This is a genomic window from Roseateles sp., assembly GCF_039595295.1.
In the GTDB taxonomy this organism is placed as follows: domain Bacteria; phylum Pseudomonadota; class Gammaproteobacteria; order Burkholderiales; family Burkholderiaceae_C; genus Roseateles.
On record NZ_JBCNLU010000034.1, the window covers coordinates 1 to 15,963 of the forward strand.

General features: G+C 69.7%; 13 protein-coding genes. 6 read left to right on the top strand and 7 right to left on the bottom strand.

The window, feature by feature from the left end; translation table 11 throughout:
* Positions 1-1,761 (bottom strand): ATP-binding cassette domain-containing protein (locus ABDW59_RS19590; protein ID WP_343632220.1); only part of this gene is annotated, 1,761 nt, incomplete at its 3' end.
* Between the two features lie 59 nt (positions 1,762-1,820).
* On the bottom strand, positions 1,821-3,200 hold the full coding sequence (locus ABDW59_RS19595) for a TolC family protein (protein WP_343632222.1): 1,380 nt from the start codon (positions 3,198-3,200) through the stop codon (positions 1,821-1,823).
* Positions 3,201-3,404: 204 nt separating this feature from the next.
* On the opposite strand from ABDW59_RS19595, the gene ABDW59_RS19600 reads away from it, so the two are divergent.
* A complete protein-coding gene (locus tag ABDW59_RS19600) occupies positions 3,405-3,755 on the top strand; it encodes a four-helix bundle copper-binding protein (protein WP_343632224.1) in 351 nt (116 codons plus the stop codon).
* A 383-nt stretch (positions 3,756-4,138) separates the two neighbouring features.
* Here ABDW59_RS19600 and ABDW59_RS19605 read toward each other — a convergent pair whose 3' ends face one another.
* Complete coding sequence (locus ABDW59_RS19605) at positions 4,139-4,369, bottom strand: DUF2789 domain-containing protein (protein ID WP_343632226.1); 231 nt, start codon at positions 4,367-4,369, stop codon at positions 4,139-4,141.
* A gap of 145 nt (positions 4,370-4,514) precedes the next feature.
* Here ABDW59_RS19605 and ABDW59_RS19610 point away from each other — a divergent pair, with 145 nt between their 5' ends.
* Genes ABDW59_RS19610 through ABDW59_RS19620 form a run of 3 tightly spaced genes read left to right on the top strand, consistent with a single transcriptional unit; the run spans position 4,515 to position 9,169 of the window.
* Positions 4,515-6,134, top strand: a complete 1,620-nt coding sequence (locus ABDW59_RS19610; protein ID WP_343632228.1) for an ATP-binding protein — start codon at positions 4,515-4,517, stop codon at positions 6,132-6,134.
* A gap of 51 nt (positions 6,135-6,185) precedes the next feature.
* Complete coding sequence (locus tag ABDW59_RS19615) at positions 6,186-7,010, top strand: response regulator transcription factor (RefSeq protein WP_343632230.1); 825 nt, start codon at positions 6,186-6,188, stop codon at positions 7,008-7,010.
* A gap of 38 nt (positions 7,011-7,048) precedes the next feature.
* On the top strand, positions 7,049-9,169 hold the full coding sequence (locus ABDW59_RS19620; RefSeq protein WP_343632232.1) for a PAS domain S-box protein: 2,121 nt from the start codon (positions 7,049-7,051) through the stop codon (positions 9,167-9,169).
* 16 nt (positions 9,170-9,185) lie between these two features.
* On the opposite strand, the gene ABDW59_RS19625 is transcribed toward ABDW59_RS19620, so the two are convergent.
* Positions 9,186-10,121 (bottom strand): helix-turn-helix domain-containing protein, encoded by a 936-nt coding sequence (locus tag ABDW59_RS19625; RefSeq protein WP_343632234.1) that lies wholly within the window; start codon positions 10,119-10,121, stop codon positions 9,186-9,188.
* 299 nt (positions 10,122-10,420) lie between these two features.
* Here ABDW59_RS19625 and ABDW59_RS19630 point away from each other — a divergent pair, with 299 nt between their 5' ends.
* Positions 10,421-10,906, top strand: a complete 486-nt coding sequence (locus ABDW59_RS19630; RefSeq protein WP_343632236.1) for a hypothetical protein — start codon at positions 10,421-10,423, stop codon at positions 10,904-10,906.
* Positions 10,907-11,013: 107 nt separating this feature from the next.
* Here ABDW59_RS19630 and ABDW59_RS19635 read toward each other — a convergent pair whose 3' ends face one another.
* Both ABDW59_RS19635 and ABDW59_RS19640 read right to left on the bottom strand, forming a co-directional pair.
* Complete coding sequence (locus ABDW59_RS19635) at positions 11,014-11,604, bottom strand: DUF4142 domain-containing protein (protein ID WP_343632238.1); 591 nt, start codon at positions 11,602-11,604, stop codon at positions 11,014-11,016.
* Between the two features lie 104 nt (positions 11,605-11,708).
* Positions 11,709-12,734, bottom strand: a complete 1,026-nt coding sequence (locus ABDW59_RS19640) for a glycosyl hydrolase (RefSeq protein ID WP_343632240.1) — start codon at positions 12,732-12,734, stop codon at positions 11,709-11,711.
* Positions 12,735-13,037: 303 nt separating this feature from the next.
* Here ABDW59_RS19640 and ABDW59_RS19645 point away from each other — a divergent pair, with 303 nt between their 5' ends.
* Complete coding sequence (locus tag ABDW59_RS19645) at positions 13,038-14,243, top strand: MFS transporter (RefSeq protein WP_343632242.1); 1,206 nt, start codon at positions 13,038-13,040, stop codon at positions 14,241-14,243.
* Between the two features lie 216 nt (positions 14,244-14,459).
* On the opposite strand, the gene ABDW59_RS19650 is transcribed toward ABDW59_RS19645, so the two are convergent.
* Complete coding sequence (locus tag ABDW59_RS19650) at positions 14,460-15,959, bottom strand: HD domain-containing phosphohydrolase (protein WP_343632244.1); 1,500 nt, start codon at positions 15,957-15,959, stop codon at positions 14,460-14,462.
* Between the last annotated feature and the right edge of the window lie 4 nt (positions 15,960-15,963).

Below are 15,963 nucleotides of genomic sequence, written 5' to 3' on the forward strand. Positions count from 1 at the left end.
GTGCCACAGGCCGGTCTTCTGGCAGGCGGCCAGCAACTGCTCGTCGCTGACGTCCGGCAGTCCGAACAGCAGGTTCTCGCGCAGCGTCCCGGAGAACAGCCACGGATGTTGCGGGCAATAGGCCATCTGCGACGAGCGCCAGCCCGCGTGGATCTGCTGCTGATCGACGCCGTCCAGGAACACGGTGCCGGAGCTTGGCTTTGCCAGGCCGCAGGCGAGCGACAGCAGCGTGGTCTTGCCAGCGCCGACCGTGCCCAGAATGGCGACCTTCTCGCCGGGGCGGAAATGAAGGCGACCGATGCGCAGCGGCTCCTTCTGGCCGGGGTAACGGAACTCGACGTCCTCGAAGCGGATGTCGCCATGCAGCGCCTCAGGAACGACGGGCCGGGTGACGGCTTCGTTCTCGGTCTCCAGCTTGAAGATGGCGTCCAGGGCCTTCATCGACGCGCGGGCGCTGCCGATCTGCACCATCAGCGACGGGATGGACGCGAGCGGCGACAGCACGCGGCCTGACAGTATGGAGCAGGCGACGATCGCGCCCTGCGTCAGGTGGCCGTCGATGGCCAGGGCGGCGCCGATGCAGATCAGCGAGACATAGCTCACCTGCTGCAGCGCGGCGGCGATGTAGCCGGTGGCGTCGGTCTCATGCTTGAGGGCTAGGCTTTGCGTGGCGTTGACTTCCGACAGGGCGGCCCAGCGCGCCTCGAAGCGCCAGCCGGCCCCCAGGCCCTTGATGGCCTCGGTGCCCTCGATGGTCTCGACCAGCAAGCCGGTTTTGGCGTTGGCGCCCGCCTGGTTGCTGGCCGTCAGCCGGGCAATGCGGCGGGCGCGCAGCAACCCGGTGCCCAGCGTGACGCCGAACAGCACGATGGCGGGCAGCGCCATCCAGAAGCCGCCGACCAGACCGATCACCAGCGCGAACAGCAGCGCCATCGGCATGTCGAAAAGCAGGAACAGGGTGCTGGCGGAGAGGATGCCGCGGATGGATTCGAAGCTCTGCACCTGGGAGGCCAGGGTACCGACGGAGCCGGGCCGCTGGTCCAGTCGCACCGCGTTCAGCCGCGCCATCAGGGCCTTGGAGATGTCGATGTCCAGCCGCTTCAGGCGAGGCTCGAGCAGCGAGGCGCGGGCCAGCTTGAGCAGGAACTCGATCAGCACGGCGAGCCCGACGCCGAGGGTCAGCACCCACAGCGTCTGATAGCCCTGGTTCGGGATGACGCGGTCGTAGACCTGCATCGTGTAGAACGAGATCGTGATGCCGACCAGGGACAGCACCAGGGACAAGCCTGCCGCTTCGATGAACACCGGCCATTGCCCGCGCAGATGGCTCACCATCATGGTCAGGGCGCTGCGAGACTCGGTGGCCTGGAGGCTGCCGTCGGCGACGGCGTGCAGACACGTGACGCCGTCCAGCACCAGAGCGCGCCGGGTCTGATCGGCGCCGGTGCAGGACCACAGGCCGTGGGCGTCCACCGCCGTGACGACTTGCCAGCCGTGCTCCGGGTGATGGCACAGCAAGGGAAGCGCGGCCACCTGCGGGCCGTCCAGCCTCACGAAACGGGTGCGCTCGTCCAGCGCCTGCGCCAATTGACGGGCGCCGCTCAGGTCCGCCGGAACGGGACTGGTCGACAGACGCTGACGGACGAGCTCGATGGGCACCGGGTGGCCCTTCAGGCGCAGCCAGTGGGTGAGGACGATTGCGAGCGCATCGGAGGCGGGCGGCGTCGCGCCGCTCGGGCGCTTGGAGAAGGGCCATTTCATGGTGCGGGCTCTCGAAGTGGGGTGTTGTGCGGACGCGCCCTGCGGGGCGCGGGGTCAGGTCAGTCGCGACCGGCGTCGCCGAGCAGGACGTTCAGGCGGTACAGGCCTGCGCGTTCGTCGATCGCGCCTTCGCGCAGCGACTGGCGGGTACCGTAGTTCTCGCGAACCATGTTCAGCAGGTCCAGCCAGGCGCGCTTGCCGGCGTCGAACTGCCGGCGATAAGACGCGAGGACCTCCTCGCTGGTCGATGCGGTGAGCCGCGCGTTGCGCTGCGCGGACACGGCGGCCGAATAGCGCGTGTACTCGAGCTGGTAGTTGGAGAACTGCTCTTGCTCGGTGGCTGCCACGCCGGCCTCGGCCGCGGCAATGCGGGAGCGCGCCGCGTTGACCCCGGCCAACGCGCCGAGTCCGCCGTTCAAGCCAGCCTGGATGACCAGGCCGACGCGGTGGTCGCTGTAGGCGCCGCTCTGGCTGTCGAGTCGCAGGCTGACCGTCGGCATCAGCGAGGCCTTGGTCCGGGCGAGCTCGTCTCGCGCGAGATCGACGTTGGCGCGGGCCATCAGCATTTCGGGCGAGGTCTGGATACGGTCGAGGATCTGGCGGAGTTCGGGCGCCTCGGGCATGGCGCCATCGAGCAGATCGCGCAGCGAGTCGTCCACCGGGCGGCGCGACAGGCGCTGCAACAGGTCGCGGTGCAGACCTTCCTCCAGCCGAGCCTGGGCGAGTTCGGCGTTCACAGCGCTCAAGCGCGAGGCGGCCAGCGCGGCGTCGGAGTTGGTCGCCACGCCGGCTTGATTGCGGCGCCGGATCATGTCCAGCAAGTCCTGGTGGATGTCACGCAGCTCGATCAGGCTGTCCACGCGTCCGCGCGACTTGGCCCAGTCGGCCCAGGTCGAGACGATGCGCAGGCGCAGCTGGCGCTGGGCGCCGACCAGTTCTTGCTCGCTGCTGCGCAGCGTGGTCCTGGCGGCGCTGAGGTTGGCCGTGAGCAGGCCGCCGGTGTAGAGCGGCTGGGTGATACGCAGCACATTGACGTAGCGGCTGCTGCCGGCGGCCAGCTCGCGGGAGAAGCTGGGGGAGGGGCCAAACTGCCACTTGGCGGCGGTGACGCCGCCTTCAGCGGCGGCGATCGCGGCGCGGGCGCGCTCGATGGAAGGGTCCTCGGCCACGGCGGTGCGCAGGAATTCGCTCATCCGGAGGCCCCAGGCGGCGGTCTCGGCCAGCGCCGTGGCGGACACCTGCCCAGCGTTCTGCGTGGCGGCGTACGACGCCGGCTGCGAGGCGGCGGTGTCCGCCGCAAACTCCGCGGCAACGCCGGACTCGGTCTGCGCCTGTATCGGCAGGCAGAAAAGCATTACTGCCGCCGCGCAGTAATGACGGCAATTGTTCTTGCCGGAATACGCGTGGTGTCCGAATAGGGGCGTCGGGAAGGTGAACACGAGAAACTCCCTTGTTAGGTTTCGCTTCGTGCTCAGTTTCGTTTCGTGCTCCCTGGATCGACAAGCGCACGTTTTTGCTAGCTATTTCAAGTTGGTGGTGTTTGATGGTTGATTTGTGGGGGTTAACTAGCAAGCATTTGCTAGTTACGGGGCACGGCGGTTGCCTCGTTCAGGCCTACGTCCCCATCACTCGAAGGAGTTCCCATGTCTGCCCAAGAAGATCTCGAGCCCTGTCTGACCGCCTGCGCCCAGGCCCTGCTGGCGACGCGACACTGCGCGAACGCCTGCATCCGCTCGGGTGACCGCACGCTGGAGGCCTGCGCGCTCATCGACCTGGATTGCGCCGCCATTTGCGAAGCGACCATCAGCGCGCTTTCCAGTGAATCGCCGCATCACGGCGATTTCTGCGCCCTGTGCGCCCATATTTGCCGGGCCTGCGCGAGGGAGTGCGCCCAGCACCAGCACGCGCATTGCCGCCGTTGCGCCCAGGCCTGCGAGGCGTGTGCCGCCGCTTGCGAGGTCCATGCGGGCGAACGGCACCGGCTAGCGAGTTGAACCACAGACTTTTGTGAGCTATAGGGTGACAAACCTATGCAGGTTTTGAAGCCCTAATAACTCATTCTTGCAGTCTTTCGTTTGATTTTCGATTCCAGGAATTCTCTCGACCATCCCGCCCGGGCGCGGGATTGTCGATTATCGGTTCTGCTGCATGTGAGCGTGCGTGTCGCGCGCAAAGCAGTTTTTCGAAGAATTGGCGAGGATGCTTGGCGAGATATTTGCGATTCGAATCGCGAATATCTCGGCGCCCATGAGGCCAGGCCCTGGAATTCAGAATGGCATCGATCGTGAGACAGACCGGGTGCCAGGCCGAGTGCCCGCGTCCTTGCCCGCCGGCGCGCGCCGATCAAGAGATGTGGTGCGCGCCGCGGCGCGAGCCGTCAATGGAGCGCCAGGTTGAGCTGGTCGACCACCTCCGCCCAGTCGGCGTCCTGCAGCAACATGTCACGCAGGGCGCGGGACTGGCCGGGCGTCCAGAAGGGCGCGTCGGCGACGTTCACATCGCCGGCCAGCGGCCGATGGCGTTGAATGAAATCGCGGATCTCGGATTCGGAGGATGGCAGGCCCAGTTGGGCGAAAAGCTCGGCGAAGGGGTGGACGGTGGGTTCCATGAGGCTACTCCGGGTGGGATGGGGAGCGCACTCGCCCCTGCGGGGGGCAGGCTGCGCGACGAGGTCGAGGCTAACATTCCCGCCTCATTCCCCAGCTTCTCCATGGCGCCGTCGACGAGTCGGACGGTCGGCCATGCTATCGACGATGTCCCGTGAACGAGAGTCTTCCGCCGCCGATCAGGCCCTGCGCGATCTGATGGGCCTGATGGCCTTGCCCGCGCTGTGGGTCGGGCGCGATGCCGCGACCGTGCTGCAGCTCACCACCGAGGCGGTGAACCGCGTGGTCGGCTCGGCCGTGTGCCTGGTGGAGGCGCCGCTGGTGCCCGATGCGATGCCCAGCGTGCTGCTGCACTTGGGTGGAGTACGCATCGGCCACGAGGCCTGGGGGGACTTCATTCAGAACTGCAGCCAGATGACGGATTCGGCCGATTCGGCCGATTCGGCTGATTCGGCCATCTCGCTCGAGTCGCCGATGGGCACGCTGCGCGTGGTGCGCCTGCGTCTGGGACCGGCGGGGCGGGCGGGCAGCCTGTGGTTCGGTTCGTCGCGGCCGGATTTCCCTTCGCAGCATCAGAGCGCCTTCATGCGCGCCGCGGCGACGCTGGCCGCGACGGGACTGCACGCCGCGCGCCTGGATCATGAGCGCGAGCGCGCCGCCAGCGCCAAGGACGAGTTCCTGGCCATGCTCGGTCACGAGCTGCGCAATCCGCTGGCGCCGATCTCGACCGCCTTGCACCTGATCCGGCTGCAGACCGGCGGCCTCTCGCGCGAGCACGAAATCATCGAGCGCCAGGTCGGCCATCTCTCCAAGCTGGTCGACGACCTGCTGGACATCACCCGCATCACGCGCGGCAAGATCGAGCTGTCGCGCGAGCCGGTCGACGTCCATGGGCTGCTGACCGAGGCGATCGAGAGCGTCAGCCCGCTGCTGGAGGAGCGAAATCACCTGCTGCAGGTGCATTGCGACGTCGGACCGGAGCTGCGGCTGGTGGGCGATCAGGCGCGGCTGCGCCAGGTCGTGGTCAACCTGCTGAGCAACGCGGCCAAGTACACGCCGACGAACGGCGAGATCCGGGTCTGCGCGCAGGCCGAGGGGCAGGCGCTGGTGATCGACGTCGAGGACAACGGCGCGGGCATCGACGCGGAGATGCTGCCGCGCGTGTTCGAGCTGTTCGAGCAGGGCTCGACGACGCTGGAGCGGTCCAAGGGCGGGCTAGGCATCGGCCTGGCCATCGTCAAGCAGCTGGTGGAGATGCACCACGGGCAGGTGGCGGTGCACAGCGCCGGGCCGGGGCAGGGCGCGCGCTTCCGAATCACGCTGCCGGCGGAACTGGCGTTCGTCCCCCCGGTGCCCGATGTGACGGTGCCGGCGCTGGACACGCTGCCGCCGGCGCAAGGCCGGGTGCTGGTGGTCGACGACAACCGCGATGCGGCCGAGACGCTGGGCCTGGCCCTGCGCTACTCCGGCTACGACGTGGTCACGACGACGCTGCCACAGGAGGCGCTGGACCGCGTGCGCGCCACGCCGTTCGACGCGGCGGTGCTCGACATCGGCATGCCGGTGATCGACGGCTATGAGCTGGCCGCGCTCATCCGGCGCGAGCTGGGCCCGCAAGCGCCCCGGCTGATCGCGCTGACCGGCTACGGCCAGGCCTCGGATCGCGCCAAGGCCCTGTCCAGCGGCTTCGACGAGCACATGGTCAAGCCCATCGATCTGGAGCAGCTCGCGCGCACGCTGGAGCGCCTGACCGTCGGCCGCCCGTGACCCGGCCTCGGAGCCGTTCCGCGCCGATTCATTCCCTAGAATCTGGCCCCGATGAATGCAACGCCAGGCCCCCTCACGACCGCGCCCGTTCCCTCGCACATCGCGATCCTGGACGACGAGCCCGACATCACGCTGCTGCTGGCGGGTTATCTGGGCTCGCACGGTTTCCGCACGACGCAGCTGCACAGCGGCCGCGCGTTGATGGAGCTGATGGCGGCCGACACGCCGGACCTGGTGTTGCTGGATCTGGGGCTTCCCGGCGAGGACGGCTTCGTCATCGCCCGCCAGTTGCGTGAGCACTGGCGCTGCGGCCTGGTCATCGTGACCGGGCGCGGCGACGCGGTCGACAAGGTCGTCGGCCTGGAAGTCGGCGCGGACGATTACGTCACCAAGCCCTTCGACCTGCGCGAACTCGTCGCCCGGGTGAAGGCCGTGCTGCGGCGCATGGCGCCCGAAGCGGGCGCGGCGGCGTCGGCGCCCGTCGCGGCTCCTGTGAGCGCGCCGGCGGCGGCCCCGGTCGAGCGGGTCCACGATCTCTCGGCCGGACGCGAGTGCCTGCACTTCGAGGGCTGGACGGTGGACGTCTCGGCGCGCAGCGTGATCGGACCCGATGGCGCGGAGGTCGCGCTGACGACCGGCGAGTTCGATCTGCTGCACACCTTCCTGCTGCATCCCGGGCGCGTACTGTCGCGCGACTTCTTGCTGGAGCAGACCCGGGGTCGGGAATCGGCGCCCTTCGACCGCACGATCGACGTGCAGGTGGGGCGGCTGCGTCGCAAGCTCGGCGCGGAGCAGGGGGAGGGCCATTGGATCAAGTCCGTGCGCGGCGCCGGCTACCTGTTCGCGCCGAGGGTCACCTCGACCCTCTCGGCTTGATCGCGCGCGACGAGCATGAACATCAGCATGAGCACGCCATGAGCACGCCGGACTGGCCTGCGGGCATCTCGGAATCCGCGATCTTCCGCGCGCTGTTCGCGGCATCGCCCGATGGACTGGTCCTCGTCGACGACGCCGGCGTGATCCGGCTCGCGAATCCGACGGCGGAGACGCTGCTCGGCTATTCGCCCGACGAGCTGGTCGGCTCGTCCATCGAGATGCTGGTGCCGGACAGCATCCGGCCCCGTCACGCCGAGTACCGCGAGGCTTACGGCAAGGCGCCGCGCTCGCGCCCCATGGGCGGCACGACGATGGACCTGGTGGCGCGTCGCAAGGACGGTTCCGAGACCATGGTGGAGATCGCGCTCAGCCCGCTGCAGCCGTTGGGGCTGCCCTACGTGATGGCGTCGATCCGCGGCGTGGCGGAGTACCCGCGCGTGCGCCAAGCGCTGCAACGCGCCCGCTACAGCGAGCATCTGGCCCAGTTGGGCCGCATCGCGGTCGACTCGCTGGACCCGCAGGAGGTGCTGCGGCAGGTGCCCTCCCTCGCCGCCCAGGCGCTGGAGGCGGATCTCGCCATCGTCTTCCTGATCGAGCCCGGCCGCACCGCGCTGCGCGTGGTCGGCGGCGTCGGTCTGCTGGACGAGGAGCCGGTGGGGATGTTGGTGCCGACCCGGCCCGACACGCCGCAGGGCTTCGTGCTCGCGCAGGGGGGGCCGGTCGTGGTCGAGGACTACGCCACCGAGACCCGCTTCGCCGTGCCCGAGTCCTACCGCCAGGCCGGGCTGGTGTCCGCGCTGGCGGTGCCGCTGTCTGACCGCGGCCGCCCGGTGGGCACGCTGGCCGTGCGCTCGCGTCAGGCGCGGCGCTTCGGCGATGCGGAGCTGCGTTTCCTGGAGTCGGTCGCGAATCTGCTCGGCACCTGCCTGCAGCGCGCGCAGACGGAAGAGGCGCTGCATCACTCGCAGCGCCTGGAGACCGTCGGCCAACTGACCGGCGGCATCGCGCACGACTTCAACAACCTGCTCACCGTCATCCAGGGCAACTTGCAGGTGTTGGCGGATCTGCCGGCGGTGACCGAGGACGGCTTCGCGCCGCAACTCGTGGCGGCGGCGACGCGGGCCTCGCGACGCGGCGCGGAGCTGACGGGCAAACTGCTGGCGTTCTCGCGCCGGCAGATGCTGCAGCCGGCCAGCGTCGATGTGGGCGCGATGATCCGGTCGCTCGCGGACATGCTCCGGCGCACGCTGGACCAGCGCATCCGCATCCGCATCGAGGTCGCCGCCGACTGTCCGGACGTGCTCGCGGATCCGGCTCAACTGGAATCGGCGCTGCTCAACATCGCGATCAACGCGCGCGACGCCATGCCCGACGGCGGCACGCTGGTCTTCGAGGCGGCGCCGCTGGCGGCGATTCCACCCGAGCTGTTGCGGGAGCTGGAGGAGGGCGGTCCGAACGACGTCGAGCCGATGCCCTCAGGCGGGACGCGCTACGTGCGCATCGCCATCAGCGACAGCGGCAGCGGCATGCCGGAGGAGGTCAAGGAGCGCGCCTTCGAGCCCTTCTTCACGACCAAGCAGGCCGGCCGCGGCACGGGCCTGGGATTGAGCACCGTTTACGGTTTCGCGCGGCAGTCGAGCGGTGCGGTCGGCATTGACAGCACGGCGGGACGCGGCACGACGCTGACGCTGGTGCTGCCGCAGCCGCCGCGCGCGCCCGCGGTCGCGGAGCCGGTCGAGCCGCAGGCCGACGTGCTCACAGCCGGACTGCGGGTGTTGCTGGTCGAGGATGACGCGGAAGTGCGGGCGGTCGCGCGGCGCTTCCTGTCGGACCTGCGCTGCGTGGTCGTGGCCTGCGCGAGCGGCGAGGAAGCGATGCGCTACCTCGAGGACCTCGCGGCCGGCGCTGACCATGCCGAGCGCGATCCGCTGCCGCATCTGCTGCTGAGCGACATCGCGCTGGGCGCGGGCATGCGCGGCACGGAACTGGCATCGCGCGTGCATGGCGCGTGGCCGGAGATCGCGGTGTTGCTGATGTCCGGCTTCTCGGTGGAGTTGCTGTCCAGCGGTCCGGAGGCCGCGCTGGGCTGGGAGCTGCTGCCCAAGCCTTACACGCGGGCGGATCTCGCGGCCGCGATCGGGCGAGTGCTCGCGCGCTGACGCGCTCGACGCCCGCTCACTGGACGGAGATGCGCTCGTCGTCCGACATCGAGCCGCCGATCACGAAGTCCTCCAGCTGCGACAGGCTGGGGATGGAGATCTGACGGCGGCCGCGCTCGCCGAAGCGGATCAGGCCCAGGCGACTGAGCTTGGACAGGCAGCGGCTGACGGTTTCCAGCGTCATGCCCAGATAGTTGCCCAGGTCGGCGCGGGTCATGCGCAGGGTCAGCTCGTCGGCGCGCAGGCCGCGCTGGTTCATGCTGCGGGCCCAGCTGCACAGGAATGCGGCGACACGGGCCAGCGAGGCCAGCGTGCAGACCGACATCAGCGACTGGCGCTCATGGATGATCTCGGCGCTCATCGCCTCGTGGACCACGGCCATCAGTTCGGGATGGCGCGCGCAGGCGGCGGTCAGCGTGTCATAGGGGATGACCGAGACGTTGCCGGTGTCCATCGCCACGGCGTCGCAGGGGTGACGGCCGTTGCCGATGCCGCTGAAGCCCAGCCAGTCGCCGCGGAACTTCAGGCTGACGATCTGCTCGCGGCCGTCGAGGCTGCGGCTGACCAGCTTGAAGGCGCCGGCGTTGATCAGATAGACGGTGTTGAAGGGCTGGGAAGCGCGGAAGATCACGTCGCCGGCGCGCACGACCTTGGCCGAGGGCTGGACCAGGTCGCGGATGATGCGCATCACTTCGAGCATGCGCTGCTGCGGATCACGGGGCGCGGTGCCGCGGCTGTAGCTCGAGGGGGTGTCGTTCACCAGTGCGGGGCCGATGTGCAGCAGGTCCGGGGCGATCAGGCCGGGAACGTCCGTCGGACGTTGGACGCTGGGCTTGGCGGACAGCGCGCCTGCCGGGACGGCGGCAATGCGGGCCCGAGGGGCCGGGGCATTGCGCAGTCGATCGCGGGGCAGATCGGCGGAAACCGGGGCGGAGGCGATGGCGCTGTGCATGATGGGTCTCTTCGTTGAAAGGTTGATCGAATCCTAGGAAGCGCCAGCTAATGCAGCGCCAATCCTTGACATCGTTCGGCAACAGTCGGTGAACCCTTGGTGACGGTTCAGTAACGGCTTGCCGTGCTTGCACGGTTCGAGACGCAACGGGCGTCGGCCCCGATCCGGGCGTTGACATCGATCAAGCAGCGGCGACGCCAAGGGGCTAGTCTGCGGCGCTCGTCGCGCTGCCCGCCGCCACGCGACCTTGGCTTCCCCTCCTGAGCACCCGCCCACGATCACGTGGACACCCCATCCAGATGACCGCCGCCCCATCGCCGATGCCCCAACAGAAGTTCCCGCCGGTACCGCCGCCCCAGCCGCAGGGGTCGCCCTCGGACCTGTCCTTGGACATGCGCATGGCCATCTCGCCGGTGCCTGCGTCCAGGCCGCGGTCGGCGCCGCTGCGCGGCATGTCGCTGGGGCTGGTATGCGCTCAGGCGCAGGCGCCCGCGGCGGCACTGTTCCGCGAGGCCGCGGAGGATCTCGGCGCGCAGGTCACGGTGCTCGATCCGGCTCGGATCACGGGCGACGTCGCGATGGACGGTGTGGGGCGCTTGCTGGGGCGGCTTTACGGCGCGATCGAGTGCCAAGGCCTCGCGCCCGCACTGGTTCGGCAACTGGCGGAGGCCACCTCGGTCCCCGTGTTCGACGGGCTGGCGGCCGGCGCCGCCCCAGAGACTGGCGCGGAGCGCGACCGCCAACTGCGGGCGGTGCAGGCGGCGCTGCTGGCCGCGCTGCGTTGAAACGCTGAACGCTGAATGACGAGCGGGGCCCAAGGGCCCCGCCGCACCGCGCATCGGTCGCGGTCAACGCGTGATCACGGCGTCATCGAAGAGTGATCAACGCGTCATCACTTCTTCTTGTCGGCGGCCTTGGTGGCCTTTTCCAGCGCCTGCGCCTCCTGCAAATGGTGCTGCAAGGTGGGCAGGGTCTTGGCGGCCCAGGCCTTCACGTCCGCGTCCTTGGAATCGGTGGACGCCTTGGTGAACAGCTTGACCGCATCCTTGTGGGCGTTGACCTGGTTCTCGGCGTAATGGTGGTCGAAGCTGGTGCCGTCGCGTTGCTCCAGCAGCTTCTGCTTGCCCTTCTGGACCATGGACGCGTCGGTCGGCAGCTTGACGCCCTTGGAGGCCGCCAGCGTCTGCAGGTCGGAATCGGCCTTCTTGTGGTCGTCCAGCATCTTCTGCGCGAAGGACTTGACGTCGGCGCTGACGCCCTTCTGGAGGGCGGTGTTGGCGGCGTTGATCTCCGCGAAGTTCGCCTCGGCGGCGTTCTTCAGGAAGCTGCTGTCGGCGTGGGCGACCTTGGCTTCGGAAGCGGGCGAGGCCGCGGGCATGTTGGCCTGCGCCGAGGCGATGCCGGCGCTCAAGGCGCCGACGGCCAGCACGAGGGCGGAAAGGACCGGCAGGGCGCGGCCGCGCGAGGAAGTCTTGAGGTTCATGAAGGCACTCCGTGAAGTGGGTGGTGCCCTCAACCAGCAAACGCGATGCCCGCCGCCTCCGGGGGCGTCTCCAAGGCCGCCACGGTGACCGCCTGCCCGGGGGATCAGGCGGCTGGCAGCGCCTTGTACTGGACGCCGGCCTCGGTCAGCGTGCCTGTGCCCGCCAGCAGGCCGCTGAAGTGCGGATCCGGGTTGAGCCGACCGGTGAACCAGGCATAGCGCAGCACGTCGGCCCGGCCCTCGCAAAGGGCGACCATCTCGGCCATCTGTGCCTTCTGCTTGGCGGCGGTGTCGATCTGCGCGCCGTCGTTTTGCGAATGCCAGTTGGCCATCTCGGTGACCCAGAAGGGCTTGCCGTATTTCTTGAGCCTGTCCAGCTGATCGCCCAGCCCGTAGTCGTACCAGTGGAAGCCCAGCGCGTCGATTTGAGGATCGCGCCCGCCGTTGGCGGCGCGATAAGCGGCGATGAAGGCGTCCGTCCACACGACCGGATCGGCGTAGCCGGCCATCGTGCCCCAGGTGATCTGTGGACCGACCAGCTTCACGCCGGTCTGACGCGCGACCTCCTCGTAGCGCGGCCATTGGGCGGCGGCGCTCGCCGGATCGATGTTGGCCTGATCGGTGAGGTTGGGCTCGTTGAGCACCAGCAGGGAGGTCACCGCCGGACGCGCCTTCAGCGCCGCCACGACCTGGGCGATGTCGAAGCTGAAGTTCCATAGCATCGGCACGTGCGACATCGACCCGGCGATCGTCGGATCGGCGCGCACCGTCGTCGCGGGATCCAGCGCCCAGTTGAACCACCAGCCCACCGGCCCCGCGAGCGCGCTGAAGTCGGCGGCATCGCGCAGGTCGTAGGCGATGCCGCGCTTCGCCGTGCTGGGGGCCGGAGCGGGCGAGGGGGCGGGAGCCGGGCCCGGTGCGGGACTGGGAGCGGGTCCCGCCGCGGGAGAGGAGGGCGACGCCGCGCCGCCGCCGCCACCGCAAGCGGCCAAGGTCGCGGAAAGCGCCCCCGCTCCCGCGAGGGCGAGCAGCCGACGCCGATCCGCATCGGGCGGCGCGGGCGCGATCAGCGTGTCGGCATGGAGCGTGGCGGGACGGGCATTCGCCGGGATCGAGGACTTGTCGGACATGGTGTGCGGAGAGAGTGGCCTGTCCCCGGAGTGGGGGTCAGGTCTTGCGGCGCGGAGTATGGGCGTCCTCTCGAGGGTGTGCCTCTCTCTGAAACAGCTTGTTATCGATGCTGACGCCTGCAATCAACAATGACAGGCCGGCCTGCGGAAAGTACCGACGACAGGACTGGGCATGTAGCAGTTCGCTCGGAAGCGGATACCGTTTGACAACCTTGTCAGCGTCGCGGGCGACTGGCGGTTCGTGCGACCGCCGTGCGCGCAGTGCGGCGCCTACAGTCACGGGGCCTTCACGCCGTGTCGACGATGCCCGCCACCACCCCCTCCAACGCCGCATCCCCTGCCGCTCTCGAAGCCCTGACTCCGCGCCGCCTGAACTCGGCCGCCTGGGCCTTGCGCATCCAGTTCTTCGTCGCGGGGGCGCTTTTCGCGACGTGGGGCGTGCATGTGCCCACGGTGAAAGCCCATTACGGCATCGGTGAGCAAGCCTTGGCCATCGCGATGCTGGCCTCGGGCGTCGGCGCGCTGATCGCCTTGAGCCAGGCCGGGCGCGTCATCGCACGCTTCGGCCCGCGGCTGGTGGCCGGTGCGATGGGGCTGTGCTGCGCCGGTGCCGTCTCGTTGCTGCTGACGCCAGGCGTCTATCTGGGTCTGGTTCTCATCCTGGCGCTGTTCGGCGCGACCGCCAGCCTCTTCGATGTCGCCATCAACGCCGAGGCCACCGAGATCGAGCACCTGTCCGCCCGTCCCCTGATGAGCGGCTTCCACGCGATGTTCAGCCTGGGCGGCATGATCGGCGCGGGCGTGGGCAGCGCCTTGCCGCTGCTGGGCTGGACGCCGGCCACGCATCTGCTGGTGGCCCTGGGCGTCGCCGTGCTGATGGTGCTGGGCGCCTGTGCCGCCATGCTGAAGATGCGCGCCGGCAGCGAGGAGAAACAACCGATGAGCCTGCCGCGCGGCGTGCTCGCGCTGATCGGCACGCTGGCCGCGCTGGGCCTGATCGCCGAGGGCGCGATGTACGACTGGAGCGTGCTCTTCATGAAGCAGGAGCGCGGCAGCACGGCCAGCGTCTCGGCGCTGGGCTACGCGAGCTTCAGCCTGGCGATGGCGCTGGGCCGTTTCGGCGGCGACTGGGTGAGGGCGCGCGTCGCGCCCATCCCGCTGATGACGGCCAGCGGCCTGCTCGCGGCGGTCGGCATGGCGCTGGCGCTGCTGGTCCCGTTCGAGCAGGCCGGTTTGCTGGGCTTCGCGCTGGTCGGCCTGGGCCTGTCCAACGTCGTGCCGGTGCTGTTCAGCGCCGCGGCCAAGGTACCCGGCGTCAGCGCGGCGCACGGCATCGCGGCGGTGTCCTCGCTGGGCTACCTCGGGATGATGGCCGGACCGCCGCTGATCGGCATGGTCGCGGAGCACTCGTCGCTGACCTGGGGACTGGCCAGCGTGGTCGTGTTCGCGCTGTTCATGGCCCTCAGCGCGAGCCGCGCGCTCGGCGGCACGCGGGCACCGGGCGCGTAGGGCATCGCCCGACGGCCGGATGCGGAGAAAGCTCCCGCGACGATGCGTCGTCGCCCTCGTGCCAGGGCCGGAACCGATCCGTACAGTACGTTCCTGACAGCGGAATTCGAGCTCCGCTGTTCATGCTTCTCTCTCTCGCATGGTCCGCCTTTCTCCCTCTGCAGGCGGACGAATCTTTGGCCCTGGTCGTGAGACCGGGGCCTTTCTTTTTGCCCGCTACACGGCCAGCAGGCCCAGCGTCATCGCCTTGAGCGTCGCGGCCGCGCGCGTGCTGCAGCCCAGCTTGCGGAAGGCGCTTTCGAGATGCGTGCGCACGGTGCTCGGGCTGATGCCGAGCTCCCGCGCGGCTTCCTTGTTGCTGTCGCCCACGGCGATGCGGGCCAGCACCTCGGCCTCGCGCGCGGACAGCGCGATCGGCTCCAGCCCCGCGGCGCTTCCCGCGCCCTGCGCAGGCTTCGGGCCCGGGATCGATCCCGCGCCGCACAGCGCCTCGACTGCCGCGGCATCGAGCTTTCCTGCCGCCGCCTCGGCGCGCAGCGCCTCTCGCGCCGAAGCGAGATCGAGCGCCGGATGGCCCGGCCGCGCGGTCCTCGCATGCACCCAGCAGGCCGAGGCCGCCAGCACGCGCGCCGACATCGGGATCGCCGCGCCCGCCACGCCGCGGAAAGCGCCCGAGCCATCGATCCGTTCGTCGACGTAGGACGCGAGCTCCGCTTCCTCGGTCAGCGCGACGAGTCGGCGCGCCGCGCGCCCGGTCCAGTACGGCATCAGGCGCAGTCGCTCGCGATCGGCCTCACCCAGGCGACGTCCCTCGTTCCAGAGCGCATTGGGCACCGACGCGCGCCCGATGCCGTGCAACAGACCCGCGCGATGCAGGCGCGCCTGCTCCTCGGTGCTCAGCCCCAGCGCTGCGCCGGCGTCGCGGGCCGCATCGGCGACGCGGCGTGACAGACCGGTCATCCACGGCAGCTTGAGGTCAATCACGTCGGCGACCAGCGCCAGCGGCGTCTCGCCCATGGCGACGCGCGGCGCGTCGCGCTCGTGGGCGCCGTCGTCCAGCGCGGCGAGCCAGATGGACGCTTGCGCGGTGACGAGCGCCACCAGGGCGCGCGGATACTTGGCGTCGGCCCGTTCGGCGATCTGACGCAGCGCGGCGGGCAGCCCATGGGCGCGGGAGAAGATCTCCAGATCGCCTGCCAGTGCGACGTGATAGACAGCCTGGGGCACTTCGTCGCCGCGCAGACCGGCCGGCGTGCCCTGTCCGTTCCAGTTCTCGAAGACATGGCGCAGCGCGCGCTCGACGCCGGCGGGCAGGCCCAGCATGTGGCCGATCTCGCCGGCGACCTCGCAGTGAATGCGCGCCATCTCGCCGACGCCGGCCGCGAAGGCCGCGGCTTCGGCGGCCGACGCGGTGGTGAGCATCGCGTCGCGGCCGCCGACGTCGTCGCCGAGCAGGGTCGAGAATTCCGGCGCGTTGGCCGTGCAGCCCGACCAGCGCAGTAGCGCGACGCACAAGGCCGCATCGGTCGCCTCGTTGATGTCGGCATCGCTCAGCGCGGCGGCGCGCCCGGCGGCTTCGGCGATGCGGGCGGCCAGCCAGGCCGTGCGGGTCGAATGGTCGACCGGCTGGCCCATGCTGAGATCGCCGACGAAGGCGAGCGCGCGGATGGCGTCGAGCACGGGCACCAGGTCGCCCGCATCGACGGATCGGGTCACCGGC

Excerpts from the sequence above, each read along its gene's own strand:
- ABDW59_RS19600 (WP_343632224.1), top strand. The coding sequence starts at position 3,405 with ATGTCTGCCCAAGAAGATCTCGAGCCCTGTCTGACCGCCTGCGCCCAG.
- ABDW59_RS19605 (WP_343632226.1), bottom strand. The coding sequence starts at position 4,369 with ATGGAACCCACCGTCCACCCCTTCGCCGAGCTTTTCGCCCAACTGGGC.
- ABDW59_RS19610 (WP_343632228.1), top strand. The coding sequence starts at position 4,515 with ATGTCCCGTGAACGAGAGTCTTCCGCCGCCGATCAGGCCCTGCGCGAT.
- ABDW59_RS19615 (WP_343632230.1), top strand. The coding sequence starts at position 6,186 with ATGAATGCAACGCCAGGCCCCCTCACGACCGCGCCCGTTCCCTCGCAC.
- ABDW59_RS19620 (WP_343632232.1), top strand. The coding sequence starts at position 7,049 with ATGAGCACGCCGGACTGGCCTGCGGGCATCTCGGAATCCGCGATCTTC.
- ABDW59_RS19625 (WP_343632234.1), bottom strand. The coding sequence starts at position 10,121 with ATGCACAGCGCCATCGCCTCCGCCCCGGTTTCCGCCGATCTGCCCCGC.
- ABDW59_RS19630 (WP_343632236.1), top strand. The coding sequence starts at position 10,421 with ATGACCGCCGCCCCATCGCCGATGCCCCAACAGAAGTTCCCGCCGGTA.
- ABDW59_RS19635 (WP_343632238.1), bottom strand. The coding sequence starts at position 11,604 with ATGAACCTCAAGACTTCCTCGCGCGGCCGCGCCCTGCCGGTCCTTTCC.
- ABDW59_RS19640 (WP_343632240.1), bottom strand. The coding sequence starts at position 12,734 with ATGTCCGACAAGTCCTCGATCCCGGCGAATGCCCGTCCCGCCACGCTC.
- ABDW59_RS19645 (WP_343632242.1), top strand. The coding sequence starts at position 13,038 with ATGCCCGCCACCACCCCCTCCAACGCCGCATCCCCTGCCGCTCTCGAA.